Genomic DNA, 25,246 nt, shown 5'->3' with positions numbered 1-25,246 from the left:
TGTTCGGCAAACGCACAGGTCAGCCCGGCGTCGCGGCGCCGCCCCGACCGGCTCCCGCCCCGGCGCCAGAGCCTGCGGGCGCACGCCAGCCCGCCCCCGCGGCCCCGTTCGCCTCAGGCGAGCCGATGGACGCCGCCGCCGCCTTCGCCCTGGCCGACGCCCCGCTGGCCGACGCCCGCCCGGCCGCTGGGCCCGAGGCCAAGGCCGACCGGCTGGACGCCCTGGCCGCGCGCCCGCGCCCGGCCCCGGAGCCCGAGGTCCTGGCCCGTCCCAAGAGCGCGGCCGGCCCCAAGCCCACGGCGGGCCTGGAGCAGCTGAAGAAGGCCCAGGCGGTCGCCGAGATCGTCCGGGAACAGAGCGACTACTACCACGCCACGAAGACGACCATCTTCAACGCGCTGATGAACACCATCGACCTGGCCCAGCTGGCCCAGCTGGACCAGAAGGCGGCGTCGGAAGAGATCCGCGACATCGTCGCCGAACTGGTGGCGATCAAGAACGTCTCCATGTCGGTGGCCGAGCAGGAGCATCTGGTCCAGGACATCGTCAATGACGTCCTCGGCTACGGCCCGCTGGAACCCCTGCTGGGCCGCGACGACATCGCCGACATCATGGTCAACGGCGCGGGCCGGGTCTTCATCGAGGTCGGCGGCAAGGTCCAGCTGACCAACGTCCGCTTCCGCGACAACGGCCAGCTGATGAACATCTGCCAGCGGATCGTGTCGCAGGTCGGCCGCCGCGTGGACGAGAGCAGCCCCATCTGCGACGCCCGCCTGCCGGACGGGTCGCGCGTCAACGTCATCGCCCCGCCGCTGGCGATCGACGGCCCGACGCTGACGATCCGCAAGTTCAAGAAGGACAAGCTGACGATGAAGAACCTGGTGGAGTACGCCTCCATCAGTCCCGAGGGCGCGCGCGTCCTGGGCGTCATCGGCGCGGCGCGATGCAACGTCGTCATCTCGGGCGGCACGGGCTCGGGCAAGACGACCCTGCTGAACACCCTGACGGCCTTCATCGACCCGACCGAGCGCGTCATCACCTGCGAGGACGCCGCCGAGCTTCAGCTGCAGCAGCCGCACGTCGTGCGCCTGGAAACCCGGCCGCCGAACCTGGAGGGCCAGGGCCAGATCACCATGCGCGACCTGGTCAAGAACTGCCTGCGGATGCGCCCGGAACGGATCATCGTCGGCGAGGTGCGCGGACCCGAGGCCTTCGACCTGCTGCAGGCCATGAACACGGGCCACGACGGCTCGATGGGCACGCTGCACGCCAACTCCCCGCGCGAGGCCATCAGCCGGATCGAGTCGATGATCACCATGGGCGGCTACGGCCTGCCGTCCAAGACCATCCGCGAGATGATCGTCGGGTCGGTCGACGTCATCGTCCAGGCCGCGCGCCTGCGCGACGGTTCGCGCCGCATTACCCACATCACCGAGGTGGTGGGGCTGGAAGGCGACGTGATCGTGACCCAGGATCTGTTCGTCTATGACATCACGGGCGAGGACGAGCACGGCCGCGTGGTCGGCCGCCATCGCTCGACCGGCATCGCCCGTCCCCGCTTCTGGGACCGCGCCCGCTACTACGGGCTGGAGCGCGAACTGGCCGACGCCCTGGACGCGGCGGAGTAGGGCCCATGCTGCCGATCCTCGCCGCCGTCCTGGCCTTCATCACCATCGCCAGCGTCGGCTGGGTGCTGGTGGGCGGCGACGATTCCGGCGCCCAGGCGGTCAAGCGCGCCCAGGCCATGGGCGCGGGAAAGAAGGCGGCCCAGGCCACGGCCCGCAAGGCCGCCGCCGCCAACACGCCCGAGGCCCGCCGCAAGCAGATCATGCTGCAGCTGCAGGAAGCCGAGAAACAGGGGCGCAAGGCGCGCAAGACCCTGTCCTCGCGCCTGGCCGCCGCCGGCCTGTCGATCGGCCAGCGCACCTTCTACATCGTTTCCGCGGTCCTGGGCGTGGCGGCCCTGCTGGTCGCCCTGGTCGCGGGGCTTCATCCCGTCGTGGCCCTGGGCGCGGCGATCGTCTTCGCCCTGGGCCTGCCGCGCTGGGTCGTCGGCTTCCTGGGCAAGAAGCGGATGAAGAAGTTCTCGCTGGAGTTCCCCAACGCCGTCGACGTCATCGTGCGCGGCATCAAGTCGGGCCTGCCGGTCCACGAATGCTTCAAGATCATCGCCCGCGAGAGCCCGGCGCCCCTGGGGCCGGAGTTCCAGAAGCTGGTCGAGGGCCTGGGCGTCGGCATGACACTGGAGCAGGCGCTGGACAAGATGTACGGCCGGATGCCGACCTCGGAGCTGCGCTTCTTCACCATCGTCATCGCCATCCAGCAGAAGACCGGCGGCAACCTGGCCGAGGCGCTGGGCAATCTGTCGACCGTGCTGCGTTCGCGCCGGCTGATGGCCGAGAAGATCAAGGCCCTGTCGTCCGAGGCCATCGCCTCGGCGGGCATCATCGGCTCGCTGCCGCCCGTGGTCATGGCCCTGGTCAGCCTGACGGCGCCGGCCTACATGGGCCTGCTGTTCACCGACATGCGCGGTCAGGTCATGCTTCTGGTGGCGGGCGTCTGGATGACGTTCGGCGTGCTCGCCATGAAGAAGATGATCAACTTCAAGTTCTAGGGCGGGGCGATGAACGGCATCCTCATCTTCCTGACCGACCCGCGCAACCTGCTCAGCATGGGCGTCGGCGTCGCCGTCTTCGCCACGGTCCTGACCCTGCTGTCGACCGTGATGGGCCAGGCCGACCTGAACAAGCGGATGAAGGCGGTCTCGGAACGGCGCGACGAACTGCGCCGCCGCTCGCGCGCGGCCATCCAGGGCGGGCCCCAGGGGACGGGCGGCCTGCGCCAGACCGACGAAGGCTTCAAGAAGCGCGTCGTCGAACGGCTGAACCTGACCAAGCTGCTGGAAGACCCCAAGGTCGTGGACCAGATGGCCCAGGCCGGTTTCCGCGGCCCCCGCCCGGTGACGGCCTTCTACTTCTTCCGCTTCGCCACGCCCTTCGTCTTCATGGCGCTGACGGCCTTCTATCTGTTCGTCGTCAACGACTTCGGCCTGCCGGTGATGATGCGGGTGACGGCCAGCATGGCGGCGGCGGTGGCGGGCTTCTATGCGCCCAACATCTATCTGTCGAACCTGATCTCCAAGCGCCGCACCTCGATCATGCAGGCCTTCCCGGACGCGCTGGACCTGCTGCTGATCTGCGTGGAATCCGGCATGTCGATCGAGGCGGCGATCCAGAAGGTCAGCGCCGAGATCGGCGGAACCTCCATCGAGCTGGCCGAGGAGCTTTCGCTGCTGGCGGCCGAGCTCAGCTACCTGCCGGACCGCCGCATGGCCTATGACAATCTGGGCCGGCGCAACAACCATCCCGGCGTCAAGGCGGTGGCCACGGCCATGACGCAGGCGGAGACCTACGGCACGCCCCTGGCTTCGGCGCTGCGGGTGATGGCCAAGGAGAACCGCGAGCTGCGCCTGTCGGCCGCCGAGAAGAAGGCTGCGGCCCTGCCGGCCCAGCTGACCGTGCCGATGATCGTCTTCTTCCTGCCGGTGCTGTTCGTGGTCATCCTGGGGCCGGCGATCATCAACATCATGGATACGATGAAGGCGTCGGCCGCGGCGAACGGCGCGGGCTAGGCTTCGGCCGCCGCCTTCAGGCCCTCGACGATCGCCGCGTGGCCCCGCCGCAGCGCGCTGCGGTGCTTGTCCATGTGGAGTTCCGCCCGGAGGCCCGAAAACAGCACGCCGGAGGCCAGGATGCAGCTGCCCCGCTCCAATTCCTCGATCTCGATGTAGCGCAGGGTGCGGAACAGAAAGCCGCGCTTTTCGGCCCAGACCAGTCGGGCCAGCGGCTGCCACTCGGCCACCTGCGCCGTGGCGCGCCGCTCGTCGTGGCCCGGCCAGGCCTCGGTCATGTGCAGCCGGCCGCCGAAGGCGATGGCGCCCTCCACGTCCCGGTCGTGCGGGTTCCAGCGGTCCCAGGCGTCCAGGTCCGCGATCAGGTCCCAGATGCGCTCGGAATCCGCCTGCACCCCGATGCGCTTTTCGATGCGAGTATCGTCCATGCCGCTCGTCTGACACGGGTTTCGGCCGGAAGGAAGGCGTCGCGACGTCGGCCGGCCCTCGTTCAGCCCTCGACCGCGTCCAGCGGCGCGCGCACCCGGCGGTGGTCCTGCAGGCCCAGCCGCGCCTTGACCTCCAGCAGGTCGGCGCCCGCCGGCACGATCAACAGCTGCTTGGGCCGGGCGGCGTTCACCGCGATCACGGCCCCCTTGGGACAGACGTCGAAACAGTCGACGCCGGTGACGACCAGGTCGCCCTTGCGGCCCTTCTTGCCCTTCTTCAGGTGGAAATACTTCCGCAGCGCCTTCTTCAGCGTCAGGTCGCCGCCGGGGCCGAAGCCGCCGTCCAGCTTCTTGGAGCATTTGCGGCACACCAGCACGACGTCGCGCCATTCGGTCCCGGTGCTCTTGAGGTCCTTCACGGCCATGAATCGAGGATCGCCGTTCCTCGACGGTTGCACAAGCGGCGCGGGCGCCCTCACCATGACGCGGGATGAAATTTCACGGGAGCTTCACATGCGCCGCCTGATCGCCGCCTCCGCCCTGGCTTTGGTCTTCGCGGCGGGCGCCGCCGAGGCCCAGAGCGTGGACGCCGCCGCCGTCGACGCGGCCGTGCAGGCGGTGATGCCCGAGGTGACCGCCTGGCGTCGCGACTTCCACCAGCATCCCGAACTGGGCTTCGCCGAAACCCGCACGGCCGGGGTGATCGCCGAGCACCTGCGCGGCCTGGGGCTGGAGGTCCGCACCGAAGTCGGCAAGACCGGCGTGGTCGGCGTGCTGCGCGGAGCGCGGCCGGGCCGGGTCGTGGCCCTACGCGCCGACATGGACGCCCTGCCGGTGCAGGAGGCGACGGGCCTTCCCTTCGCTTCGACCGCCACCGGCAGCTACATGGGCAATACGGTGCCGGTCGCCCACGCCTGCGGCCACGACACCCACATGGCCATGCTGATGGGGGCCGCCGAGGTGCTGGCCGGGATGAAGGATCAGCTGAGCGGGACCGTGGTCTTCGTCTTCCAGCCGGCCGAGGAAGGCGCGCCTCCGGGCGAGCCCAAGGGCGGGGCGGCGCTGATGATCGAGGAAGGCGCCCTGGCCGATCCGAAGCCGGAGGCGATCTTCGGCCTGCATGTCGTGCCGGGTCGCGCGGGCACGGTCTTCTACCGGCCGGAAGGCTTCATGGCCGCCTCGGATCGGGTCGACATCACCCTGAAGGGCAAGCAGACGCATGGCGCCTGGCCGTGGCGCGGCGTGGACGTGATCGCCACCGCCGCCCAGATCGTTCAGACGATCAACACCCTGACGGTGCGGACGGTCGATCCGACCACGACGCCGACGGTCTTCACCATCGCCACGGTGAACGCGGGCGTGCGCTATAACATCATTCCCGACAGCGCGACGATGTCGGGCACCCTGCGCACCTTCGACGTGGCCCAGCGCGACGACATGGTCGCCCGCGCCGAGGCCGCCGTCGGCCATGTCGCCGAGACCTATGGCGCGACGGCCGAGTTCGGCGTCAGGCAGAACGCCGCCCTGGTCTATAACGACCCCGCCCTGTCGGCCTGGCTGGCGCCGGTGCTGACCGAGGCGGCGGGCCAGGGCAACGTCGATCCGGCCACGCCGCCGACCACGGTTGCCGAGGACTTCAGCTACTTCCAGCAGGCCATCCCCGGCGTCTTCTACCACCTGGGCGCCAGCCCCGACGGCGTCGATCCGGCCCAGTCCGCGCCGAACCACTCGCCGGAGTTCTCGCCCAACGAAAAGGTCCTGCTGCTGGGCGTGAAGACCCATGTGCTGACCGCCCTGCGGTTCCTGGAGCGGAGTGAGAGAATGCGACTGTAGGCGCAAGCCGATGTCTCAGTTGGACCCAAAGACGGCATCGGCCTCCGAAGGATTGGTTTTGGAGCCGTCGCTCTATTCGAAAGTGATCGTCTCCATCGGATCAACAAAAATCACTTCCAAGTTGAACAGATGATCCTTGCCGGTTTCGAGGTCACACATAATCACTGACAGACCGACGAACACCCAATTCTTCGCGATCTCAGCCCACGTAAAGGTAGGCCTCGGGCCAGCGGCCCTGATCGATGGGATCTCGAAGATGATCCCTCTGCGCGGTGATCAGTTCGCTCATTGTTCAACGCTCCATGCGGCTATGATGCGGTCCGCCATGATTGAAAGTTGGTCCACGACCTCAGGCGCCTCCCCCGGCTCGATGGAAGCGATGGACGCCGCCCAGTTGCCGTCCCGCAGGCGAAACGAAAATGAGCAGAGATCTCGACTGCCCTCTGCGGTCGAGCAGGTGACAAAGGCTTGAGGGGACCCTCCCGTGGCCGACTTTTTGAATACCTGCCGGTCGCCTCGTCGCATGGACCACCGCCATCCGCCCCGCACGCCGCCATCCAGTTCCACCCCGACGTCATACAATCGGGCGCTGCTGATTTTCAGAATCGGCAGGTTCCGCTCCTGACCCGGAATGCGAAGCTCTTCCCCCTCAGGCAGCCTGTCTGGATCAACGGCGAACTGCAACACCGCTTCCGGCTCCGGCTCCTTGCAATACGCCTCCGCTGAAATCGGATGACCGTTGACGATTGGTTGGATCGCGTCCGGAACCCGATAAACGACCTGACCAACCTTAATGGCGATCACATCGCCGCAGATCGGCTGCGATGAGGGGGAGTGGTCGCAGGCCGTCGCCCAGAGGCACGACAGCAACAGCGCGCAGGGTCGAATGTGCATGAGCCCCCTCAAGGCACGATCAGACGAAACAGCCCTCTCAGCAAGCTAAAAATCTCTTATGACGCGAAAAGTTACCAACCCGAGATGGTTACCGGAACGCCTGCGCGCAGACGCTGACCGCCGAAGCTGCTGAGGCGCTGGAGCCCAGCGCTCCTGCCCTCAGTCCCTTCGTAACGACCAGACGGCCCGCCTGCGCAAAGGTCATCCCGCAGCTCGCCACAGCTCCACGCCCGCTCGATCCGGCACCAACGCTTCAAGAGGCCGCGCAGGCCTCGCTAAAGAAGCCACGCTTCATAACCTCGCCATTGACAGGCGGGCGACCCGTCACTCCACTTGGACCAAAAGGCGCAGGTCGGAGCCGGGAAGGGATCGTCGAGCTCGATCGAGAGATCGGCGCCCTTATGGCGTCAGGCCTTTTTCCCTGCGGCGTCATCGGCCATCAGGCTGAAGAAGAAGCCGCTCCCCGAAGTCGCGGCCAGATCGGTCCGTCAACGGCTGCGCGGGCCGAGCCCTTGAAGGACAGCCCGCCTTCTGAGCGTTTCAGCGCCTCTTTTACCGGGCTGGTTGCATGGAGTTGCGCCCCGGCCGAAATGGCTCCGGCGAATCTGGTCTGGACACGCGTGCGTCGGCGGCCTGCGACGGCCCGTACGCACCGCTTCGGAGAGCCGTTCGCTGTAAAACTCGACCAAGACGACAGGATCAGGCGAGCCTGGCCGTCGTTCCAAAGAGGCTAGGCGGACAGACGTGACGCCGCGTGGTAGCCGGCCATCCCCAGCTGCTGCTGGCTGAACGACCCGAAGACATCCGGCTGCAATCCAGTCGCCCCGCCGAAAACCACCAGTTTGGCGGCCGCGTCGAGCGTCGCCGTGCGATGCCGGCTCATCTCATCGAGCCAGGCCTTGGACATGTTGGTTCCGACAGGCTTCGCAGGGGCAAGCTCGCCCCCGCCCGCCTTCGCCTGATCAACGGAGACAGGGCCGGGGACTCTTCGCATCTCAGGCGGAATGTTCATATGCATACCGAGCGACGCCGTCATGGTCATGATCCAACTCCCGGCTGCAGGCCTTCAGAAGGCTGAACCTGCAATTGCGGGGCCATGTGGGGAAGATATTTCGCTCTGATATTCAAACCCTTGATGGCCTCCAATCCCAACCTCGGCCGGCATTTCGCGCAGACGGGCAAAGTTCGCCTACTGGAAGATCGCCTATGGCTGCGTCGCTAGCGGCCCTTCAACATGTAAGGCGCGCTACAGCCGCTCGAACACCGTCTCGATGACCCGGCGATAGACGCCGGTCAGGGCCTCCAGTTCGGCGACGGGCACCCGTTCGTCGATCTGGTGCATGGTCTGGCCGACCAGGCCCAGTTCCAGCACCGGGCACAGGGCGCGGATGAAGCGGGCGTCGGAGGTGCCGCCGGTGGTGGAGGCCTCGGGGCGGCGGCCGGTCTCGGCCTCCACGGCGTCCTGGACCGCCTCGACGAAGGGGCCGGGTTCGGTCAGGAAGGCGTTGCCCGAGCACAGGTGCTCCAGCTCGATGCGCAGGCCGGTCTCGGCCTGGACGGCGCCGGCCTCGCGGTTCAGCCAGTCGATCAGGTCGTCGCCGGTATGGCTGGGGTTGAAGCGGATGTTCAGCCGCGCGCGCGCCTGGGCCGGGATGATGTTGGTCGCCGGATTGCCGACGTCGATGGTGGTGATCTCCAGGTTCGAGGGGGGAAAGCCCTCATAGCCGTCGTCCAGCACATGGTCGTTCAGCCGCGTCATCAGGCGGGCGATCACCGGGGCCGGATTGGCCGCGCGCTCGGGATAGGCGACGTGGCCCTGCTTGCCGTGGACCGTGATCCAGCTGTTCAGCGAGCCGCGCCGACCGACCTTGATCATGTCGCCCAGGTGCTGGGACGACGAGGGTTCGCCCACCACGCAGGCGTCGATGACCTCGCCCTCGGCGGCCAGGGTCTCGACCACCCGCTTGGTGCCGTGCAGGGCCGGGCCCTCCTCGTCGCCGGTGATCAGGAAGGACAGGCTGCCCCCCAGCGCAGCGTCATCGGCCTCGCCCTCGGCCAGCACGCGCGACACGGCCGCGACCCAGGCGGCGATCCCGCCCTTCATGTCCACTGCGCCCCGGCCATAGAGGACGCCGTCGCGGACCTCGGCCTCGAACGGCTGGGAGGACCACTGCTCGGCCGGCCCCGTCGGCACCACGTCCGTATGACCGGCGAAGCACAGGTTGGGGCCGGCCGTCCCGCGCCGGGCGTACAGGTTCTCGATCCGCGCATGATCGCCGGTTCCGCCCGGTCCTTCGAAGGTCAGGCGGCGGCAGGTGAAGCCCAGCGCCGTCAGACGCCGCTCCAGCACGTCCATGGCCCCCTCGTCGGCGGGGGTGACCGACGGGATGCGGATCAGGTCGCGGGTCAGTTCGACAGGATCGATCACGGGAATTGATGCGCGGCTCATGCCGCTATGCTTTAGGAGCATACCGCACCCGCGAGAAGCCCATGCCCAGGATCGACATCGACACCGCGCCGCGCGGCGACGGCACGACCTATCCCGAGGAATTCGCCGGGCCCTGCAAGCCGCGCCGCCGGTGGAAGCTGGGCGACGCGGCGGGCCTGGACCAGTTCGGGGTCAACCTGCTGCGCCTGCCCGCCGGCGCCTGGTCCAGCCAGCGCCATTGGCACGCGGCCGAGGACGAGTTCGTCTGGGTGATCGAGGGCGAGGTGGTGCTGGTCGAGGCGGATGGCGAGACGGTGCTGCGCGCCGGCGACTGCGCCGGCTTCAAGGCCGGCGTCCCCAACGGCCACAAGATCGAGAACCGATCCGGCGCCGAGGCGGTTCTGCTGGAGGTCGGCACGCGCAGCCCGACCGTCACCCCTTGCGACTATCCCGACATCGACATGGTCCTGCCCCAGGGCGCGGACCGCTATTTCCACCGGGATGGGACGCCCTATCCGAAGTATCCCCGAAGACCGTGACCGCAGAATCCATCGACACCGGCTCGCCGACGCCGCCCGCTCCGCCCGCCCCTCCAGAAGGTCCCGCCAGTCCGTGGGGCATCCGCGACTTCCGCCTGCTGTGGTTCGGCCGGGTCGTGGCCGTGCTGGCCATCCAGATCCAGTCGTCGGCCCTGTTGTGGCAGGTCTATGAGATCGCGCGGCGGGATCATCCGATCGAACAGGCCAGCCTGTATCTGGGGCTGGTCGGCCTGTGCCAGTTCCTGCCGCTGCTGGCCTTCACCCTGCCGGCCGGGGCGATGGCGGATCGGCGCGACCGCAAGCGCACGGTGTGGATCTCCATCCTGGTCGAGGCGGCCTGCGCGACGGCCTTCCTGCTGATGGCGCTGCACGGTTCGCCGCCGCTGTGGGGTCTGCTGGCGGTCGCCGCCCTGTTCGGCGCGGCGCGCGCCTTCCTGGCCCCGGCCAGCCAGGCCTTCCTGCCGATGGTGGTGGGGCGTCGCGCCCTGCCGCCGGCCATCGCGGCCCAGTCCATCGCCTTCCAGACCGGCGCCATCGCGGGTCCCGCCCTGGGCGGGGTGATCGTGGGGCGCAGCGTGCCGTTCGCCTATGCCGTGGCGCTGGGGATGTTCCTGCTGGCCGTCGCCGCCTTCGTCCTGATCCGCACCAGCGGCAAGCCCGCCCCGCAGGAGCACAGGCTGTCGCCGGTGGATTCGGTGAAGGAGGGCCTGGCCTACGTCTGGAAGACCAAGATCGTGCTGGGCGCCATCTCGCTGGACCTGATCGTGGTCCTGATGGCCGGCGTGGCCCTGCTGACGCCGATCTTCGCGCGCGACATCCTGCATGTGGGGCCGGAAGGGTTCGGCCTGCTGCGCGCGGCGTTCGGGGTCGGGGCGATGGCCGTGGCCATCTATCTGAGCCGCTTTCCCATCGTGCGGCACGGCGGGCGCTGGATGTTCGCGGCGGTGGCGGTGTTCGGCCTGTGCACCCTGACCTTCGGCCTGTCCAAGATCGTCTGGCTCAGCGCCCTGGCGCTGTTCATCGGCGGCGGGGCGGACATGATCAGCGTCAACATCCGCCAGACCCTGATCCAGCTGGCCACGCCCGACCACATGCGCGGGCGGGTGTCGTCGGTCTCCATGCTGTTCATCGGCGCCTCGAACGAGCTGGGCGAGGCCTATTCCGGCGTCATGGTGCGGCTGCTGGGCGCGATCGGCGCGGCGGTGTTCGGCGGCTTCGGCGCCCTGGCCGCCACGGGCGCCTGGGCGGCGATGTTCCCGGGGCTGAGGAAGGCGGATCGGCTGAGTTAGAAATCTCCCTCCCCTTCATGGGGAGGGACGGCGAAGCGAAGCGCAGCCCGGGTGGGGAAGTGTGAGACCTCGCTCACGCCCTTACGGGCCCCACCCTGATCGCTGCGCGATCGTCCCTCCCCATGAAGGGGAGGGAGAAGCTCACCACGGCCTGAAGTGCTTCGACAGCTTCAGGCCCTGGCTCTGGTAGTGGCTGCCGCTCTCGCCATACAGGCGGCTGGGGCGTTCCGTCAGCGGCTCATAGACCAGCCTCGCGACGATCTGGCCGTGCTCCAGCAGGAAGGGCGTGTCGTGGGTGCGGACTTCCAGCACGCCCTTCGACCCCGCGCCGTGCGCCTCGTCCGTGCCGAAGCCGGGATCGAAGAAGCCGGCGTAGTGGACGCGGAATTCGCCGACCGACGGATCGATCGGCGTCATCTCGGCGGCCTGATCGACCGGGATCTCCACGTCGTCCGACGACGCCAGGATGTAGAACTCGCCCGGATCCAGCAGCAGTTCGCCGCGCCGCAGGGACAGCGGCTCCCAGAAGTCGCGCGGGTCGTGGCCGTCGATGTGGTCCAGATCGACCACCCCGGCGTGGCGCCGGCCGCGGAAGCCGACGATCTCGCCGCCCTGCAGGTCGACGCCGACGCTGCGGGTCTCCAGCTTCGGCGGCTCGCCCGCCTTCAGACGCAGCTGGTTCAGGCGGGTGCCGGGACGGACCAGGATGGAGAAGGTCTGGGGCGCGATCTCCAGATACAGCGGCCCGTCATAGCCCTCGTCCACGTCGTCGAAACTGGCGCCGCGATCCGTCAACAGCCGCACGAAGACGTCGACGCGCCCGGTCGAGCTCTTGGGGTTGGCGCGCGCGATCAGCCCCTGGGGCAGGCTGAGCCGCTCCTGCAGGCGGGCGATATAGACGCAGCCCTTCTCCAGCACCACGCCGGCCCCTGTGATGTCGATGGCGTGCATGGCCACGTCGGCGATCCGCTCCTCGACCTTGCGCTGGCCGGGCAGGAAGGAGGCGCGCACCCGCCAGGCGCGGTCGGACAGGCGCAGGTCCAGGCTGGCGGGCTGGACCTGGTCAGGGTCGAACGGCGTGTCCGACGTGATCGCCCCCGTGGCGATCAGGGTCTCGATCGACTGGGCGGGCAGGATGCCGGGGCGGGGCGTCTGGAAGGTCATGCCGTCTGTCTCACACGGTTTTCGCGACTTGTCTTCAAGTCGCGCTTGCGGCCCGCGCGCGGCGGGGCGAGCATATAGCCCATGCACGACGGACCTGCCTATACCGCCGAGACCAACGGCGTCCTTGTTCGGGTGCGGCCCAGTTATCTGGCCGGCCAGTCCGATCCCGAGGGCGGGCGATGGGTCTGGGCCTATCAGGTCGAGATCGTCAACCTGACGGGCGGGCCGGTTCAGCTGATGGCGCGGCGCTGGGTCATCACCGACGCCCACGGCCATGTGGAGGAGGTGCGCGGCCCCGGGGTCGTGGGCGAACAGCCCGTCATCGCGCCGGGCGACAGCTACGCCTACGCCTCGGGCTGCCCGCTGGGGACGAACAGCGGCTCGATGGTCGGGGCCTATTACATGACGGACGCCGACGGCCGCAGCTTCGAGGCGGCCATCCCGGCCTTCTCGCTGGACACCCCCGACGCGCGGCGCGTGCTGAACTGAAGGTCCTACCCCGTGCAGCGAAGCGAAACGGGGGAGGGGGACCGCGTAGCGGTGGAGGGGGCGGACGCAGGTTCCGTCGCCTGATGGTCAACACCGAGCCCGGTTCCGCCCCCTCCACCACGCTTCGCGCGGTCCCCCTCCCCCGCTGCGCGGTGGAGGATCAAGAGGCGGATGGGGCTGCGTCAACCCGGATGAACCGCAGCCCCGCCCCCTGGAGTCTCGCCGGCCGCTTGCGCGACCGGCGAGGAGGAAGGCGGCTCCATAGGGAGCATCTGTGACAGGACCGTGATGGCCCAAGCGAAGCGCCGCGCTCAAGTCGTGAGCGACCGCGTCGCGAACGTAGCGCCCAAGGGCGCAGCCCTTAAATGTACCTGCGCAGGCTGCGGGCCAGGTCGCTGGCGCCGTCCTTGCCGCCGCGCTTGGTCTGCGGCTGGTAGGCGACGCGGGCGTGTTCGACGCAATAGACGCCTTCCGAGGCGCGGCGGCCGCAGAAGCTGAACTCGCGCGACGACGGGTCGCCGATCGGCCATTTGCACATGTGGGCGCCCAGGGTCATGACCGTGGCCGTGCCCGGAAGGTCCGGCACGGGGGCGGGCGCCGGGGCGGCCGGCTGGACCGGCTTGGGCTGAACCGCCTCCAGGCGGCGCGGCGCCGAAGGCTGGGCCATGCCCTGGCCTTGGGCGGGCGCGGCCGGGCGCGGCCGGGCGGTGCGGAAGGTCGTGGCGGCGGTGCGCGCCGGCTGCGACGGCGCGGCCCGGCCCGACAGGCCCAGGCGGTGCACCTTGCCGATCACGGCGTTGCGGGTGACGCCGCCGCCCAGCTGCTTGGCGATCTGGCTGGCCGACTGGCCCTCGAGCCAGAGCTTCTTCAGCGCGCCTACGCGATCCTCGGTCCAGCCTGCGGTCATGCCACCCTCCGGCGAAATGGATTCAAGATGTAGCGGTCGCGGTCCCCCTCTGGGCCTTGACCTACAACTAATCGTAAACCAGCCGTTAAGAGACGCAATATGTGCGAATCGTCCTGTCCACAGAAACCAGATGTTGAATCGATACTCCCCCGTGCAGCGCAGCGGAACGGGGGAGGGGGACCGCGAAGCGGTGGAGGGGGCGGCCGCATCACTGGTCTTTGGATGTGATCGAAGAGAGCGACCGCCGACGCCGGTGCGGCGTCCGCCCCCTCCACCACCCTTCGGGCGGTCCCCCTCCCCCGCTGCGCGGGGGAGGACCCAGGCCTTGCGAACCGCGACGGTCGGGCGCATCTGGCGGCGCATGACCGATCTGATCTCCATCCGTCCTTCCGGCCTGCCGCAGCCCCGGCGCTATCCGGGGATCAACTGGATCGGGGTGCGGACCCTGTACCTGCGCGAGGTGCGCCGGTTCTGGAAGGTGGGGGCGCAGACGGTGGCCGCGCCGGTGGTGACGACGCTGCTCTACATGCTGGTCTTCGTGGTGGCCCTGCAGAACGCCCGGCCGCCGCTGCACGGCACGCCCTTCGCCCTGTTCGTCGCGCCCGGCCTGATCATGATGGCCATGCTGAACAACGCCTTCGCCAACGCCTCGTCCAGCCTGATCCAGGCCAAGATCATGGGCACGGCGACCGACTTCCTGACCCCGCCGCTCAGCCCGCTGGAGCTGACGCTGGGCTTCACCCTGGGCGCGGCGACGCGCGGCCTGGCGGTGGGCCTGGTGACGGCGATCTGCGTCCTGCCCTTCGCCCCCCTGACGATCGCCAACCTGGCCGCCGTCGTCTGGTTCGCCCTGGCCGCCAGCTTCATCATGGGCATGGTCGGCGTCCTGGCCGGCCTGTGGAGCGAGAAGTTCGACCACCTGGCGGCGGTCCAGAACTTCATCGTCATGCCGATGACCTTCCTGTCGGGCACCTTCTACCTGGTCGACAACCTGCCCGAGCCGTTCCGGTCCATCAGCCACTTCAACCCGTTCTTCTACCTGATCGACGGCTTCCGCTACGGCTTCATCGGCCATGCCGAGAGCAATCTGACCGTGGGCGTGATCGGTTCGGCGGCCCTGATGGCGGCCATGGGCGCGATCTGCTGGCTGGTGTTCCGCTCGGGCTGGCGCCTGAAGAGCTAGGCGGCTACCAAGGCGGCCTCGTCTCGCAGGGGTTTTGCCGCCATGTCGCTCCGTTCGCTCGTCGCCGTCGCGGCCCTGATGGCCGCCGGCCCCGCCCTGGCGCAGGAAACCCCGCCCGAGCTGCGCGAGCGCCCGGACATCGCCGCCGGCGCGGCCCAGTTCGTCAAGCCGACCAACGCCGAGCGGACCGAGGTTCTGGTCGGCTTCCTGACCCGCCTGGGCTTCACTCCCGATATCCAGACCTTCGAGGGCGGCAACGACCGCACCGGACCGATGGAGGGGGCCAACGTCGTCGTCACGGTCGGCGAGGGCGAGCGCGACATCGTGCTGACGGCCCACTACGACGCGGTGAAGCTGCGCGACGGAACCCTGTCGCAGGGCATCGTCGACAACGTCGGCTCAGTCATGGCGATGATGGAGGCGGCCAAGACGCTGGAGATGGGGCTGGAGGGGCAGCCGGTCAGCCATCGCTTCGTCTTCGTCTTCACCGATCAGGAGGAGCTGGGACTTCTCGGCGCCAAGGCCTTCCTCGAAAGCCACGGCAAGGACCGCATCGCCGCCGTCGTCAACGCCGACGTGGCCGCCTATGGCCGCACCGTCATGTATGGCGAGAACAACGGCGAGCCGTCGCGCTTCGTGCTGGAGACCCTGCGCGCCCTGTGCGCCGAACGCGGCTTCGACTGCATGGGCTATCCGGTCTATCCGCCCAGCGACGACCGCGCCTTTTCCGCCGCCGGCCTGCCCGTCGTGTCGCTGGGGGTCCAGGACGCGATCGGCGCCCATCAGATGTGGCTGGCCTTCAACGGCGGCGAGGACAACGGCCTGCGCGAAGGCTTCGTGCCGCCCGTCTTCCAGCGCATCCACTCCGCCGAGGACAGGATCGAGCGCCTGAACGGACAGGACGTCGCCCGTTTCGGTCTGTTCATCGCCGACTTGGCCCTGAAACTGGATGAACGCCTGGCCGAAACGGCGCCGCCGCCGGGGGCGGAGCCGGCCGCCGCCGCCGACGATCCGGCCGACGACGCGGCCGATGTCGAGGACGAGGTCGCCCAACCCGGGTGATCGGCCGCGCGGCCTGTCGCCGCCGGGCCGGTGTTGACTAAGGGCGTCGCGCATCCGACAACGCCTGTCCTTGTCAATCCGGCTCCGTCGCGCCCGCGCCGGGGCCGTCTCGCTTTTGGAGGTGAAGTCCCGTGTCCACCGAACATCTGATGGGTGTCTACAACCGTGCGCCGCTGGAAGTGGAGCGCGGGCGAGGCGCGCGTCTGTGGTCGACCGACGGGACCGAATATCTGGACTGCGTCGCCGGCATCTCGACCAACGGCCTGGGCCACGCCCATCCCGACCTGGTCCAGGCGGTCAAGGACCAGGCCGAGAAGCTGTGGCACGTGTCCAACATCTTCCGCATCCCCGGCCAGGAAGCCCTGGCCGACGCCCTGACGGCCTCCAGCTTCGCCGACGTGGTCTTCTTCACCAACTCGGGCACCGAGGCGGTGGAGTGCGCGCTGAAGACCGCGCGCAAATACCACGTCGCCAATGGCCAGCCCGAGCGGATCGACATCTACGGCTTCGACGGGTCGTTCCACGGCCGGACCTACGGCGCCATCAACGCGGCGGCCAACCCCAGCTACACCGAGGGCTTCGGCCCGCCGATGCAGGGCTTCCACCAGCTGAAGTGGGGCGACAAGGACGCGCTGAAGGCCGCCTTCGAGAACCCGACCACCGCCGCGATCATCCTGGAGCCCGTGCAGGGCGAGGGCGGCTGCCGCGAGACGCCGGTCGAGGACCTGCGCTGGATGCGCCAGATGGCCGACGACAACGGCGTGCTGCTGATCTTCGACGAGGTCCAGTGCGGCATGGGCCGGACCGGCAAGCTGTGGGCCCATGAATGGGCCGGCATGGCGCCCGACATCATGGCCGTGGCCAAGGCCCTGGGCGGCGGCTTCCCCGTCGGCGCCTGCCTGGCCACCGCCGAGGCGGCCAAGGGCATGACCGTGGGCGTCCACGGCTCGACCTTCGGCGGCAATCCGCTGGCGATGGCGGTGGGGCTGAAGGCCCTGTCGCTGATCGACAGCCCGGAGACGCTGGGCAATGTCAACGAGATCGCCGGCTATCTGAAGCAGCAGCTGGCGGGCCTGCAGGAGCGCTATCCCGACGTGATCGTGGACGTCCGCGGCAAGGGGCTGCTGATCGGCGTCAAGCTGGTTCCGAACAATCGCGAGTTCATGGCCCTGGCCCGCGACACGCAGAAGCTGCTGGTCGCGGGCGGCGGCGACAACTGCGTGCGCCTGCTGCCGCCCCTGAACCTGACCCTGGAAGAGGCCCGCGAGGCGATCGACAAGTTCGAGGGCGCCTGTAAGGCCGCGCGCGACGCGGTCAGCGCTTAGCCGCCGAGTGTGGGTTCATCACAACGACCACCACGATGCACGACGAACACGACGGGGCCGAGGCCGTTTCACCAGAGGTGAATCGGATCGGTCGCGCCGTCATGGACGCCGCTTTCGCGGTGCATCGCGAGCTTGGCCCCGGCTTGCTGGAGTCCGTTTACGAGCAGTGTCTGGCTTTGGAACTCCGTCGTCTCCGCGTTCGCGTCGAGAGGCAGATCGCGGTGCCGGTCACGTTCCGGGAGGAGCGCATAGACGCCGGGTTTCGCCTGGATCTGCTCGTGGAGCGTCAGGTGGTCGTCGAAGTGAAATCGATCGACGCCTTGGCGTCGATCCACACGGCCCAGCTCCTGACATATCTGCGGTTCTCGCAGGTGCGTCTCGGCTATCTGATCAACTTCAACAGCGTCAGGCTTAAGGACGGCTTTCGCCGTCTTGTTCTATGATGAGGTGCGGCGTCTGATATGTCAGCGGCCATGATCTCGTTGTGCTCGTTGTGACCCGTCGTGATCGTTGTGATGAACCGCCTCGCCACCTCCGCCCCTTTTCCTGGTAGCCCATGACCCGCCACTTCCTCGACATCCATCGGCTGGACGCGGCCGATCTGCGCGCCATCCTCGATGACGCCCACGCCCGCAAGCGCGCGCGAAAGGGATGGCCCCAGGGGCGCGCGGACGCCGACGCGCCGGCCAGGGACCGCGTGCTGGCGATGATCTTCGAGAAGAACTCGACCCGCACCCGCTTCAGCTTCGACGCGGCGATCCGTCAGCTGGGCGGGGCCTCCATCATCGCCACCGCCTCGGACATGCAGCTGGGCCGGGGCGAGCCGGTCGAGGACACCGCCAAGGTCCTGTCGCGCATGGTCGACGCCGTCATGATCCGCGCCAACGATCACGAGGACGTGGAGCGCTTCGCCCGCGTCTCGACCGTGCCGGTCATCAACGGCCTGACTGATCGCAGCCACCCCTGCCAGATCCTGGCCGACCTGCTGACGATCGAGGAGCATCGGGGGCCGGTGGCCGGAAAGACGATCGCCTGGATCGGCGACGGCAACAACGTCTGCCACAGCTTCATGCACGCGGCGCCCAAGTTCGGCTTCCACCTGAACGTCGCCTGCCCGGCGGAATATCATCCGGACCTGCGCGACCTGGCCAAGGGCGGGAACGCCGTCACCCTGACCAGCGACCCCCGCGACGCGGTCAAGGGCGCCGACGTGGTCGTGACCGACACCTGGGTCTCCATGGGCGACCAGGATTACGAGGCGCGGCTGGCGGCGTTCGAATCCTACACCGTCGACCAGGCCTTGATGGACCAGGCCAACGCCGACGCCGTCTTCCTGCACTGCCTGCCCGCCCACCGGGGGGAGGAGGTCGCCGACGCGGTCATCGACGGCCCTCGCTCCCTGATCTGGGACGAGGCCGAAAACCGCATCCATGCCCAGAAGGCCGTCCTGGCCTGGTGTTTCGCGGGCTGAGGCGAAAAGGGCGACGCCGCGGCGTCGCCCTGGGGCGTCCTATTGCAGGTTCACGTCCGACACGCCGCCGGCGTCGGGCGTCGACTTGGTCAGGTTCGCCTTCAGGACCTCATAGCCGAAGCCCAGCGCGCCCTTGTCGGACACCCAGACCCGGCCGTCGTCGGCCTCGAAGCGGATCAGGGTCAGGTGCGGGTCGTCCTTGCCGTCGGGATACCAGGCCGCGACGACCGGGTTCCAGTAGCGGTCGATCCGCTCGCGGTCGTGGTCGATGGCCAGGACGCCGTGGATGCAGGCCTGCACCTTCTGATCCTTGGCCTGGTAGCAGAACATGCCGTTCTGGCCGCCGACGGCCACGTCCCGCGCGAAGTCGGTGTCGTCGCGGGTGAAGAACCAGATGGTCCCGTTCTCAGGCTCGCCGAAGCCGGTCATGGGCTGGTGATGATAGCCGGGCTGGTCGATCCCCAGCATGCCGGTGTTCGACTCCTTCAGGCTTTTCCAGAATTCCTTTTCCGCCTCTTGCGGCGTCAGCTTGTCCGACATGATCGTCTCCTGTGATCGGGTGTGCGGGATCAACCGATCACGGGCGGGCGGGTTCCGGTCAGGCGCCGGGGATCCACGGCGCCCGCGCCGCCCCGAAAAGCGTGGCCAGATGCACCAGCAGCAACAGGGCCAGGGCGGCCGCTCCGATCATCAGGAAGCGCCACGGGATCAGGCGCGGGCCCTTCCACGGGTCGGGCGGCCGCGCGCCGCGCCAGCCGGCGAAGACGGTCATCGCCAGGGCGGCCGCCAGCAGGATCAGGGTGGTGCTCAGGTCCATGTCCGCGCAGGTGGCCGAGCCGCGCCGGCTTGGCAAGGCGAACCGTTGCCGAACCGTTAATCTTCACCACTCCTTAACCACGCCGGCCCCAGTTTCCGGGCCTCTGGCGGGATGTCCACAGCTGTGGCGGACTCACGCTAGATATTGCGGTTAACAGGCCGTTTACACCCTTGATGTGGTCGTTATAGCCTGCTTCGCGAAGGTCGGGAGGCGAATCAGTGAGCGCAGCGGCGCCGTGGAGCGTGAAGGGCATCGACCCCAAGGCGCGCGAGGTCGCCAAGGACCTCGCGCGGCGCTCGGGCCTGACCCTCGGCGAATGGCTGAATTCCATGATCATGGAGGAGGAGGACGACGACGGCGTGGTGCCGCTGGCGCGCCGGCCCTATGTCCCCGAGCCCTATGAGCGCCGCAGCCGCTCGCGCCGCCTGGACGACGCCTATGGCGCGTCGGAAGACGTCTTCCACCGCCTGTCGGCCTCGGTCGACGCCATCGCCGCGCGGCTTGAGGCGGCCGAGCGCCGCTCGACGGTCGCCATCCAGGGCGTCGATCAGGCCGTCGCCGGCCTGGTGCGCCGGCTGGACGGCCAGGACGCGACGACCAAGAGCTATGCGCGCCGCGTCGACGACATCTCCGAGGAGCTGAAGGAGGGCCATCGCCGTCTCCGTCGCTTCGAGCAGGAGGTCGGACCCCAGTCGCAGGAGGCCTTCGGCAAGGTCGAGACGTCGCTGGGCGCCCTGGCGGGCCGTCTCTACGACATCGAGGAGCGCCAGCGGGCGGGCGTCAACGAACTGCGCCAGCGCATGGATGCGGTGGAGAAGTCCGCCGGACCCGGCGTCGGCTCGGACCTGCTGGCCCAGGTCGGCGCCCGGCTGGATCAGGCGCAGGGCCGCACCAGCGAGGCCCTGAAGGCGCTGGAACGCTCCTTCGCCGAACTGGACCAGCGGATGCGCGCCGCCGAAGGCCGCATCGAACCTGAAGGCGCGCGCGAGGCCGCCCGGTTCGAGAAGCTGGCCGAAACCCTGTCGCGCCAGGTCGACGCCAACCGCGCCGAAATGATGCGCCGCCTGGACACGGCCGAGACCGAAAGCCGCATCGAGCGCATCGAGCGGGCGGTCCAGTCGATCGGCGAGCAGCTGAAGACCTCCGAACAGAAGGGCGTCCAGGCGATGGAGGCGATGGGCCGCGAGGTCCTGCGGATCGCCGAGAACCTGAACGGCCGGATGCGCGCCATGGAGTCGGGCGACGCCGAGCGCACCGAAACCGTCGCGCGCGCCGTCTCCGCCAATCTGTCCAAGCGCTTCGAGGACCAGGCCGCGCGCCTGGATCAGGATTTCGCGCGCCAGTCCGAGCGTATCGAACAGCGGCTGACCGCCGCCGACGACCGGCACGCCCTGGCGCTGGAGAAGCTGGGCGGCGAGATCGCGCGCATCTCCGACCGGCTCAGCGAACGCATCGCCCAGTCCGAACGCCGCTCGGCCCAGGCGCTGGAAGACATCGGCCGCCGCCTGGCCGAAAGCTCGGAACGGATCGAGCAGCGCTACGACCGCGCCTCGGGAGAACTGGCCGAACGGATGCGGCTCAGCGAGGAGCGCACCGCGCGCCTGCTGGCCGAGGCGCGCGACAGCATGGCGACGCGCGCGCCCTCGCGCGACCGGGCGGCGACGGAGCGGTTTCCTGAGGAGCGGGTCCAGGCCGACTGGCGCGCCGCCGCCTTCCCCGACGAGTCCTTCGATAACGCCGTCTGGTCCGACGATCCGGTCGCGCCCGAAGCGGCGGCGGCGACGCCCTTCCCGGCGACGCCCTTGCCCGCGACGCCCTTCCCCGCGACCCCTGAGGCGCCTGTCGACGACGAGGCGGACCGGATCGAAGCCGTCCTGGCCGCCGACCCCGCGGCGGAGGCCGAGCCCGAACCCCGGCCCGAAGCGGAGCCGGCGCCGGCCGTGCAGGCCTTCGGTCCGTTCGGCGGCTTCGGCGGCGCCGACGTCGACGACGCCCTGGCGGCCACGGCCCCGACCCAGGCGGCGCGCGCCGACGACGGCGTGGTGACGACCGCCGACGAGGTCTTCGGCGCCGAGGACGACGCCTACGCCGCGGAAACCGACTTCATCGACCCGCGCCGCATTCGCGCCAGCATGGGCGCCGCGGCGGCCGCCGGCCGGGCCTCCTCCACGCGCAGCGCCATCGACGCGGCGCGCGCGGCCATGACCGAACCGGCCGAGCCCGATCCCGCGCCCCGCAAGGGCTTCGGCCTGAAGCCGCGGCGCGGCGGAAAGTCCAAGCTGCAGGAACGACTGGACAAGCAGGCGGCCAAGGACGGCTCGACCGTCAAGAAGACCTTCCTGGCCTCGGCCACGGCCATGGCCCTGGTCGGCGGCGGCTATGGCTATGTGGCCCTGATGAACGACGGCGGCCTGGACCTGGATCTGCCCGGCCTGGGCGGCGCGCGCCAGGAGCCGGCCCCGATCGCCATGGCCCTGACCCCGACCGCGCCGAAGATCCAGGCCGATCAGGGCGCGGCGGCTTACGACGAGGCGCTGGCCCAGATCGAGGCGGGCGAACCCGCCGGGCTGGAGACGCTGAAGCGGGCCGCCAACCTGGGTCACGCCCCGGCCCAGGCGCATCTGGCCTCGGTGTACCAGAACGGCGACGCCGGGGCCCCGGTCGACCTGGCCGAGAGCCGCCGCTGGGCGCGCCGCGCGGCCGAGGGCGGCGACGCGCGCGGCATGCACGTCTATGCGATGGAGCTGTTCGACGGCGTCGGCGGCGAGCGGAACCGCGTCGAGGCCCTGACCTGGCTGCAGCGCGCCGCCGAACGCGGCCTGATCGACAGCCAGTACAATGTCGCGCGCCTCTACGAGACCGGCGACGAGGGCATCGCCCCCAACGCCACCGAGGCGCTGAAGTGGTACATGATCGCCGCGCGCGGCGGCGATCAGCAGGCGCAGGAGGCCGTGACCCGGATGCGGCCGACGGCCAGCGCCACGGCCCAGCGCGCCGCCCGCGCCGCCGCCGACGCCTTCGTCGCGCGGGCCGACGTCGAAGCGCCGAACGCGGCCGGCTGATCTTTCTTCGCCCTCGGGTGGCGATCCGCCGTCCGGGCCGCTAAGACCCACCCGTCGCCGCCCGGCGCGTATCCGTCCGTTCCAGCCGAAGGCGCGTCCTTTGGATATCTATCTGCCGATCGCCGAGGTTTCGGTGAACTGGCCGACCCTGGTGATCCTGGGGGCGGTGGTCGGATTCGTGTCCGGCCTGTTCGGCATCGGCGGCGGTTTCCTGATGGCGCCGATCCTGGTCTTCCTGGGCATTCCGCCGACGGTCGCGGTGGCCAGCCAGGCCAGCCACGTGGTCGCGTCGTCCACCTCGGGTGTCATCCGCTATTCGGGCCAGGGCGCGGTCGATTTCCGCATGGGGGCGGTGATGGCCGGCGGCGGGGCGCTGGGCGCCCTTCTGGGGGTCGAACTGTTCCGCTACCTGCGCCTGCTGGGCCAGGCCGATCTGGTGGTGGCCCTGTCCTACCTGGTGTTCCTGGGCGCCATCGGCTCGCTGATGCTGTACGAGAGCCTCAGCGAAATCCTGCGTCGCCGTCGCGGCCTGCCGGCGCCGCGCAAGGATCGCCGCCGCCCGATGTGGCTCTACGGACTGCCGCTGCGGATGCGCTTTCCCAAGTCGGGCCTCTACATCAGCGCCATCCCCCCCTTCGGCCTGGGCGTCTTCGCCGGCGTGCTGTCGGCCATCATGGGGGTGGGCGGCGGCTTCATCCTGGTCCCGGCCATGCTCTATGTGCTGCGGATGAAGGCCGGGGCGGTGGTCGGGACCAGCCTGTTCCAGATCATCATCACCACCGCCATCACCACCATTCTCCAGGCCGGCCGCAACCAGACCGTGGATATCGTCCTGTCGACCATCCTGCTGCTGGGCGGGGTGGTGGGCGCCCAGATCGGCGCGCGCTTCGCCGGCCGTTTCCGCGCCGAGGAGTTGCGTGCGGCGCTGGGGCTGATCGTCCTGCTGGTGGGGATGCAGATGGGGCTGGAGCTGTTCGTGCGGCCGGCCGACATCTTCATGATCGCTCCCGGGATCGCGGACTGATGGAGGGCCGGGCATGATCCAGACCCTGCCCCCGCCGCCGCCCGCGATCGAGGCCCCCGCGCCGGATCGGTCCGAAGCCACGACCGGCGACCTGCGCGTCGCCGCCGCCCTGACCGACGCCCAGGTCCATGTCGATTCCGGGTTCCAGGGCGCGTCCATCGTTCTTTACGGGGCCGTCTTCAATCCGACCGACGATCCCGCCGACGTGGTCGTGGTCGTGCGCGGTCCCGAGGCGCCCGTGCGCCTGGTCAAGAAGACGCGCAACATGGGCGTCTGGCTGAACAGCCGGCCGGTGCTGTTCGAGGGGGCGCCCGGCTTCTACATGACCGCCTCGACCCGGCCGCTCAGCGACATCGCCGACTTCGGCCAGTTGCGCCGGCTGGGCGTCGGGGTCGACCACCTGCGCATCGACGCGCCCGAGGAGAGCCGAACCGTCACCCGCTACGGCGTGCGCGACGTCGTGGTCAGCCGGCTGGGCGAGGACTATCTGGACTGGCGCCGCGCGGTCATCCGCCTGAAGGAGGCGGCCCAGCTCTACGCCACCGCGCCCGAGGGCGTTCAGTTCGTCGACCGGGGCCTGTTCCGCGCCGAGGTCGACCTGCCGACGGTGGCGCCCACCGGCAAATATTACGCCGAGGTCTGGCTGTTCCAGGGCGGAGAGCCGCGCTCGGTCTCCAACCTGACCCTGACGGTCGAGAAGGTCGGGCTGGAACGCGACATCTATGAGTTCGCCCATCGCCGGCCCTGGCTCTACGGCCTTCTGTGCGTGGTCCTGGCGGCCCTGACGGGCTACGGCGCCTCGCGCATCTTCAGCCGACGGAGCTGAACCCCAGTTCGGCGCGCAGGGCCTGGGCCGACACGCCCTGGGCGCGCAGTTCGGCCAGGGTCACGGAGCGGTCGCGCTTGGCGTACCGGCGCCCGTCCGGCCCGGTCAGCAGCCGGTGATGGCGATAGGTCGGCGCGGGCCAGCCCATCAGCGTCTGGATCAACCGCTGCACATGGGTCGCCTCGAACAGGTCCCGGCCCCGCACGACATGGGTCACGCCCTGCAGGGCGTCGTCATGCGTTACGGCCAGATGATAGGCGACGCCGGCGTCCTTGCGCGCCAGAACCACGTCGCCGGCGGCCTCGGGCCGCACCGACACGACGCCGTGCTCGCCCTCGGGACCGCGCCCCTCCTCGTCGAAGGTCATCCCCGCCCACGCCGCCTCGCCCAGCGCCGCGCGCGCCCGTTCGAGCCACAGCCGCCAGGCGAAGGCCGCGCCCCGGTCCAGCAGGCGCGCCTCTTCCTCGGGCGGATGCGGGCCGGGCCTGACGGCTTCCTGCGGCCCGTGCGGCGCGTCGCCGATGGCGGCCAGGATGTCCCTTCGCGTGCGAAAGCAGCGATAGAGCAGTCCGCGCGCTTTCAAGGCGGCGATGACGGCGGCGTAGTCGGCCCGGTGATCGGACTGCCGCCGCACCGGTCCGTCCCAGTCCAGGCCCAGCCACGCCAGATCCTCCAGGATCGCCGCCTCGTGCTCCGGGCGGCAGCGCGTGGGGTCGATGTCCTCGATCCGCAGCAGGAACCGTCCGCCCGCGGCGCGCGCGGCCGTCCAGGCCGTCAGGGCCGAAAAGGCGTGGCCCTTGTGCAGGCGGCCGGTGGGGGAGGGGGCGAAGCGGGTGACGAGCATCAAGGGCGTTCTAGCGGTTTCCGGCCTCGT

Annotated in this window: 25 protein-coding genes; 15 read left to right on the top strand and 10 right to left on the bottom strand. The window is 69.5% G+C overall.

The features are described from left to right. Positions 1 to 125 precede the first annotated feature (125 nt). The 3 genes from M8231_RS13270 to M8231_RS13260 are packed head-to-tail and all read left to right on the top strand — an operon-like array spanning position 126 to position 3,631. Positions 126 to 1,628: a TadA family conjugal transfer-associated ATPase gene (locus M8231_RS13270; RefSeq protein WP_431307109.1), complete on the top strand. Its 1,503-nt coding sequence runs from the start codon at positions 126 to 128 to the stop codon at positions 1,626 to 1,628. A 5-nt stretch (positions 1,629 to 1,633) separates the two neighbouring features. Beyond that, entirely contained in the window at positions 1,634 to 2,614 is a 981-nt protein-coding gene (locus tag M8231_RS13265; RefSeq protein ID WP_249749565.1) for a type II secretion system F family protein, read from the top strand. A gap of 9 nt (positions 2,615 to 2,623) precedes the next feature. Next, positions 2,624 to 3,631 (top strand): type II secretion system F family protein, encoded by a 1,008-nt coding sequence (locus M8231_RS13260; RefSeq protein WP_249749566.1) that lies wholly within the window; start codon positions 2,624 to 2,626, stop codon positions 3,629 to 3,631. Here the strand turns inward: M8231_RS13260 and M8231_RS13255 are convergent. Together M8231_RS13255 and M8231_RS13250 are read right to left on the bottom strand one after the other, a co-directional pair. After that, positions 3,628 to 4,059: an SRPBCC domain-containing protein gene (locus tag M8231_RS13255; RefSeq protein WP_249749567.1), complete on the bottom strand. Its 432-nt coding sequence runs from the start codon at positions 4,057 to 4,059 to the stop codon at positions 3,628 to 3,630. The genes M8231_RS13260 and M8231_RS13255 overlap by 4 nt on opposite strands. Before the next feature lie 62 nt (positions 4,060 to 4,121). After that, a complete protein-coding gene (locus tag M8231_RS13250) occupies positions 4,122 to 4,484 on the bottom strand; it encodes a hypothetical protein (RefSeq protein WP_249749568.1) in 363 nt (120 codons plus the stop codon). Between the two features lie 88 nt (positions 4,485 to 4,572). Here M8231_RS13250 and M8231_RS13245 point away from each other — a divergent pair, with 88 nt between their 5' ends. Further along, positions 4,573 to 5,892, top strand: coding sequence for an amidohydrolase (locus tag M8231_RS13245; protein ID WP_250201686.1), 1,320 nt, complete (start codon positions 4,573 to 4,575; stop codon positions 5,890 to 5,892). Positions 5,893 to 6,177: 285 nt separating this feature from the next. Here the strand turns inward: M8231_RS13245 and M8231_RS13240 are convergent, their stop codons facing one another. From M8231_RS13240 to dapE, 3 genes are all read right to left on the bottom strand, one after another. Beyond that, positions 6,178 to 6,786, bottom strand: coding sequence for a hypothetical protein (locus tag M8231_RS13240; protein ID WP_250201685.1), 609 nt, complete (start codon positions 6,784 to 6,786; stop codon positions 6,178 to 6,180). Between the two features lie 730 nt (positions 6,787 to 7,516). Continuing rightward, complete coding sequence (locus M8231_RS13235; protein ID WP_249749571.1) at positions 7,517 to 7,828, bottom strand: hypothetical protein; 312 nt, start codon at positions 7,826 to 7,828, stop codon at positions 7,517 to 7,519. 204 nt (positions 7,829 to 8,032) lie between these two features. Next, positions 8,033 to 9,235, bottom strand: coding sequence for a succinyl-diaminopimelate desuccinylase (gene dapE, locus M8231_RS13230; RefSeq protein WP_250201684.1), 1,203 nt, complete (start codon positions 9,233 to 9,235; stop codon positions 8,033 to 8,035). Between the two features lie 41 nt (positions 9,236 to 9,276). Here dapE and M8231_RS13225 point away from each other — a divergent pair, with 41 nt between their 5' ends. Both M8231_RS13225 and M8231_RS13220 read left to right on the top strand, forming a co-directional pair. Further along, positions 9,277 to 9,753 (top strand): cupin domain-containing protein, encoded by a 477-nt coding sequence (locus tag M8231_RS13225; protein WP_249749572.1) that lies wholly within the window; start codon positions 9,277 to 9,279, stop codon positions 9,751 to 9,753. Further along, positions 9,750 to 11,042 (top strand): MFS transporter, encoded by a 1,293-nt coding sequence (locus M8231_RS13220; protein WP_249749573.1) that lies wholly within the window; start codon positions 9,750 to 9,752, stop codon positions 11,040 to 11,042. The genes M8231_RS13225 and M8231_RS13220 overlap by 4 nt, the downstream gene beginning before the upstream one ends. 141 nt (positions 11,043 to 11,183) lie before the next feature. On the opposite strand, the gene M8231_RS13215 is transcribed toward M8231_RS13220, so the two are convergent. After that, complete coding sequence (locus M8231_RS13215; RefSeq protein ID WP_249749574.1) at positions 11,184 to 12,206, bottom strand: 2'-deoxycytidine 5'-triphosphate deaminase; 1,023 nt, start codon at positions 12,204 to 12,206, stop codon at positions 11,184 to 11,186. A gap of 81 nt (positions 12,207 to 12,287) precedes the next feature. On the opposite strand from M8231_RS13215, the gene apaG reads away from it, so the two are divergent. Further along, the gene (gene apaG, locus M8231_RS13210) at positions 12,288 to 12,695 is read left to right on the top strand and encodes a Co2+/Mg2+ efflux protein ApaG (RefSeq protein WP_249749575.1); all 408 of its coding nucleotides are present in this window, start codon (positions 12,288 to 12,290) and stop codon (positions 12,693 to 12,695) included. 361 nt (positions 12,696 to 13,056) lie between these two features. On the opposite strand, the gene gcrA is transcribed toward apaG, so the two are convergent. Then, a complete protein-coding gene (gcrA, locus tag M8231_RS13205; RefSeq protein ID WP_249749576.1) occupies positions 13,057 to 13,602 on the bottom strand; it encodes a cell cycle sigma 70 cofactor GcrA in 546 nt (181 codons plus the stop codon). Positions 13,603 to 13,963: 361 nt separating this feature from the next. Between gcrA and M8231_RS13200 the strand changes: the two genes are divergently transcribed. From M8231_RS13200 to argF, 5 genes are all read left to right on the top strand, one after another. Further along, positions 13,964 to 14,785 (top strand): ABC transporter permease, encoded by an 822-nt coding sequence (locus tag M8231_RS13200; protein WP_250202619.1) that lies wholly within the window; start codon positions 13,964 to 13,966, stop codon positions 14,783 to 14,785. A 42-nt stretch (positions 14,786 to 14,827) separates the two neighbouring features. Continuing rightward, positions 14,828 to 15,847, top strand: coding sequence for a M28 family metallopeptidase (locus tag M8231_RS13195; RefSeq protein WP_249749578.1), 1,020 nt, complete (start codon positions 14,828 to 14,830; stop codon positions 15,845 to 15,847). A gap of 149 nt (positions 15,848 to 15,996) precedes the next feature. Then, the gene (locus M8231_RS13190; protein WP_250202618.1) at positions 15,997 to 17,172 is read left to right on the top strand and encodes an aspartate aminotransferase family protein; all 1,176 of its coding nucleotides are present in this window, start codon (positions 15,997 to 15,999) and stop codon (positions 17,170 to 17,172) included. Between the two features lie 35 nt (positions 17,173 to 17,207). Further along, positions 17,208 to 17,615, top strand: a complete 408-nt coding sequence (locus M8231_RS13185) for a GxxExxY protein (RefSeq protein ID WP_250201683.1) — start codon at positions 17,208 to 17,210, stop codon at positions 17,613 to 17,615. A gap of 113 nt (positions 17,616 to 17,728) precedes the next feature. Continuing rightward, positions 17,729 to 18,643: an ornithine carbamoyltransferase gene (gene argF, locus M8231_RS13180; RefSeq protein WP_250201682.1), complete on the top strand. Its 915-nt coding sequence runs from the start codon at positions 17,729 to 17,731 to the stop codon at positions 18,641 to 18,643. A gap of 39 nt (positions 18,644 to 18,682) precedes the next feature. On the opposite strand, the gene M8231_RS13175 is transcribed toward argF, so the two are convergent. Further along, positions 18,683 to 19,183, bottom strand: coding sequence for a pyridoxamine 5'-phosphate oxidase family protein (locus tag M8231_RS13175; RefSeq protein WP_249749580.1), 501 nt, complete (start codon positions 19,181 to 19,183; stop codon positions 18,683 to 18,685). A gap of 58 nt (positions 19,184 to 19,241) precedes the next feature. Then, the gene (locus M8231_RS13170) at positions 19,242 to 19,460 is read right to left on the bottom strand and encodes a hypothetical protein (protein ID WP_249749581.1); all 219 of its coding nucleotides are present in this window, start codon (positions 19,458 to 19,460) and stop codon (positions 19,242 to 19,244) included. Positions 19,461 to 19,678: 218 nt separating this feature from the next. On the opposite strand from M8231_RS13170, the gene M8231_RS13165 reads away from it, so the two are divergent. The 3 genes from M8231_RS13165 (at position 19,679) to M8231_RS13155 (ending at position 24,372) form a co-directional block, all read left to right on the top strand. Then, a complete protein-coding gene (locus M8231_RS13165) occupies positions 19,679 to 22,522 on the top strand; it encodes an SEL1-like repeat protein (RefSeq protein WP_250201681.1) in 2,844 nt (947 codons plus the stop codon). Between the two features lie 100 nt (positions 22,523 to 22,622). Beyond that, positions 22,623 to 23,546 carry a sulfite exporter TauE/SafE family protein gene (locus M8231_RS13160; protein WP_250201680.1) on the top strand — a complete coding sequence of 308 codons (924 nt, stop codon included), beginning with the start codon at positions 22,623 to 22,625 and terminating at the stop codon, positions 23,544 to 23,546. A gap of 13 nt (positions 23,547 to 23,559) precedes the next feature. Then, positions 23,560 to 24,372 (top strand): TIGR02186 family protein, encoded by an 813-nt coding sequence (locus tag M8231_RS13155; protein ID WP_249749584.1) that lies wholly within the window; start codon positions 23,560 to 23,562, stop codon positions 24,370 to 24,372. Here M8231_RS13155 and gluQRS read toward each other — a convergent pair. After that, entirely contained in the window at positions 24,356 to 25,219 is an 864-nt protein-coding gene (gene gluQRS / locus M8231_RS13150) for a tRNA glutamyl-Q(34) synthetase GluQRS (RefSeq protein WP_249749585.1), read from the bottom strand. The two genes, M8231_RS13155 and gluQRS, sit on opposite strands and share 17 nt — an antisense overlap. Positions 25,220 to 25,246 lie beyond the last annotated feature (27 nt).

The sequence above is a fragment of the Brevundimonas albigilva genome, assembly GCF_023573565.1.
Lineage (GTDB): Bacteria > Pseudomonadota > Alphaproteobacteria > Caulobacterales > Caulobacteraceae > Brevundimonas > Brevundimonas albigilva.
The sequence above is the reverse complement of the archived record's forward strand: the minus strand, read 5'-3'. Positions and strand labels throughout refer to the sequence as shown.

Excerpts from the sequence above, each read along its gene's own strand:
- M8231_RS13270 (WP_431307109.1), top strand. The coding sequence starts at position 126 with ATGGACGCCGCCGCCGCCTTCGCCCTGGCCGACGCCCCGCTGGCCGAC.
- M8231_RS13265 (WP_249749565.1), top strand. The coding sequence starts at position 1,634 with ATGCTGCCGATCCTCGCCGCCGTCCTGGCCTTCATCACCATCGCCAGC.
- M8231_RS13260 (WP_249749566.1), top strand. The coding sequence starts at position 2,624 with ATGAACGGCATCCTCATCTTCCTGACCGACCCGCGCAACCTGCTCAGC.
- M8231_RS13255 (WP_249749567.1), bottom strand. The coding sequence starts at position 4,059 with ATGGACGATACTCGCATCGAAAAGCGCATCGGGGTGCAGGCGGATTCC.
- M8231_RS13250 (WP_249749568.1), bottom strand. The coding sequence starts at position 4,484 with ATGGCCGTGAAGGACCTCAAGAGCACCGGGACCGAATGGCGCGACGTC.
- M8231_RS13245 (WP_250201686.1), top strand. The coding sequence starts at position 4,573 with ATGCGCCGCCTGATCGCCGCCTCCGCCCTGGCTTTGGTCTTCGCGGCG.
- M8231_RS13240 (WP_250201685.1), bottom strand. The coding sequence starts at position 6,786 with ATGCACATTCGACCCTGCGCGCTGTTGCTGTCGTGCCTCTGGGCGACG.
- M8231_RS13235 (WP_249749571.1), bottom strand. The coding sequence starts at position 7,828 with ATGACCATGACGGCGTCGCTCGGTATGCATATGAACATTCCGCCTGAG.
- dapE (WP_250201684.1), bottom strand. The coding sequence starts at position 9,235 with ATGAGCCGCGCATCAATTCCCGTGATCGATCCTGTCGAACTGACCCGC.
- M8231_RS13225 (WP_249749572.1), top strand. The coding sequence starts at position 9,277 with ATGCCCAGGATCGACATCGACACCGCGCCGCGCGGCGACGGCACGACC.
- M8231_RS13215 (WP_249749574.1), bottom strand. The coding sequence starts at position 12,206 with ATGACCTTCCAGACGCCCCGCCCCGGCATCCTGCCCGCCCAGTCGATC.
- apaG (WP_249749575.1), top strand. The coding sequence starts at position 12,288 with ATGCACGACGGACCTGCCTATACCGCCGAGACCAACGGCGTCCTTGTT.
- gcrA (WP_249749576.1), bottom strand. The coding sequence starts at position 13,602 with ATGACCGCAGGCTGGACCGAGGATCGCGTAGGCGCGCTGAAGAAGCTC.
- M8231_RS13200 (WP_250202619.1), top strand. The coding sequence starts at position 13,964 with ATGACCGATCTGATCTCCATCCGTCCTTCCGGCCTGCCGCAGCCCCGG.
- M8231_RS13195 (WP_249749578.1), top strand. The coding sequence starts at position 14,828 with ATGTCGCTCCGTTCGCTCGTCGCCGTCGCGGCCCTGATGGCCGCCGGC.
- M8231_RS13190 (WP_250202618.1), top strand. The coding sequence starts at position 15,997 with ATGGGTGTCTACAACCGTGCGCCGCTGGAAGTGGAGCGCGGGCGAGGC.
- M8231_RS13185 (WP_250201683.1), top strand. The coding sequence starts at position 17,208 with ATGCACGACGAACACGACGGGGCCGAGGCCGTTTCACCAGAGGTGAAT.
- argF (WP_250201682.1), top strand. The coding sequence starts at position 17,729 with ATGACCCGCCACTTCCTCGACATCCATCGGCTGGACGCGGCCGATCTG.
- M8231_RS13175 (WP_249749580.1), bottom strand. The coding sequence starts at position 19,183 with ATGTCGGACAAGCTGACGCCGCAAGAGGCGGAAAAGGAATTCTGGAAA.
- M8231_RS13170 (WP_249749581.1), bottom strand. The coding sequence starts at position 19,460 with ATGGACCTGAGCACCACCCTGATCCTGCTGGCGGCCGCCCTGGCGATG.
- M8231_RS13155 (WP_249749584.1), top strand. The coding sequence starts at position 23,560 with ATGATCCAGACCCTGCCCCCGCCGCCGCCCGCGATCGAGGCCCCCGCG.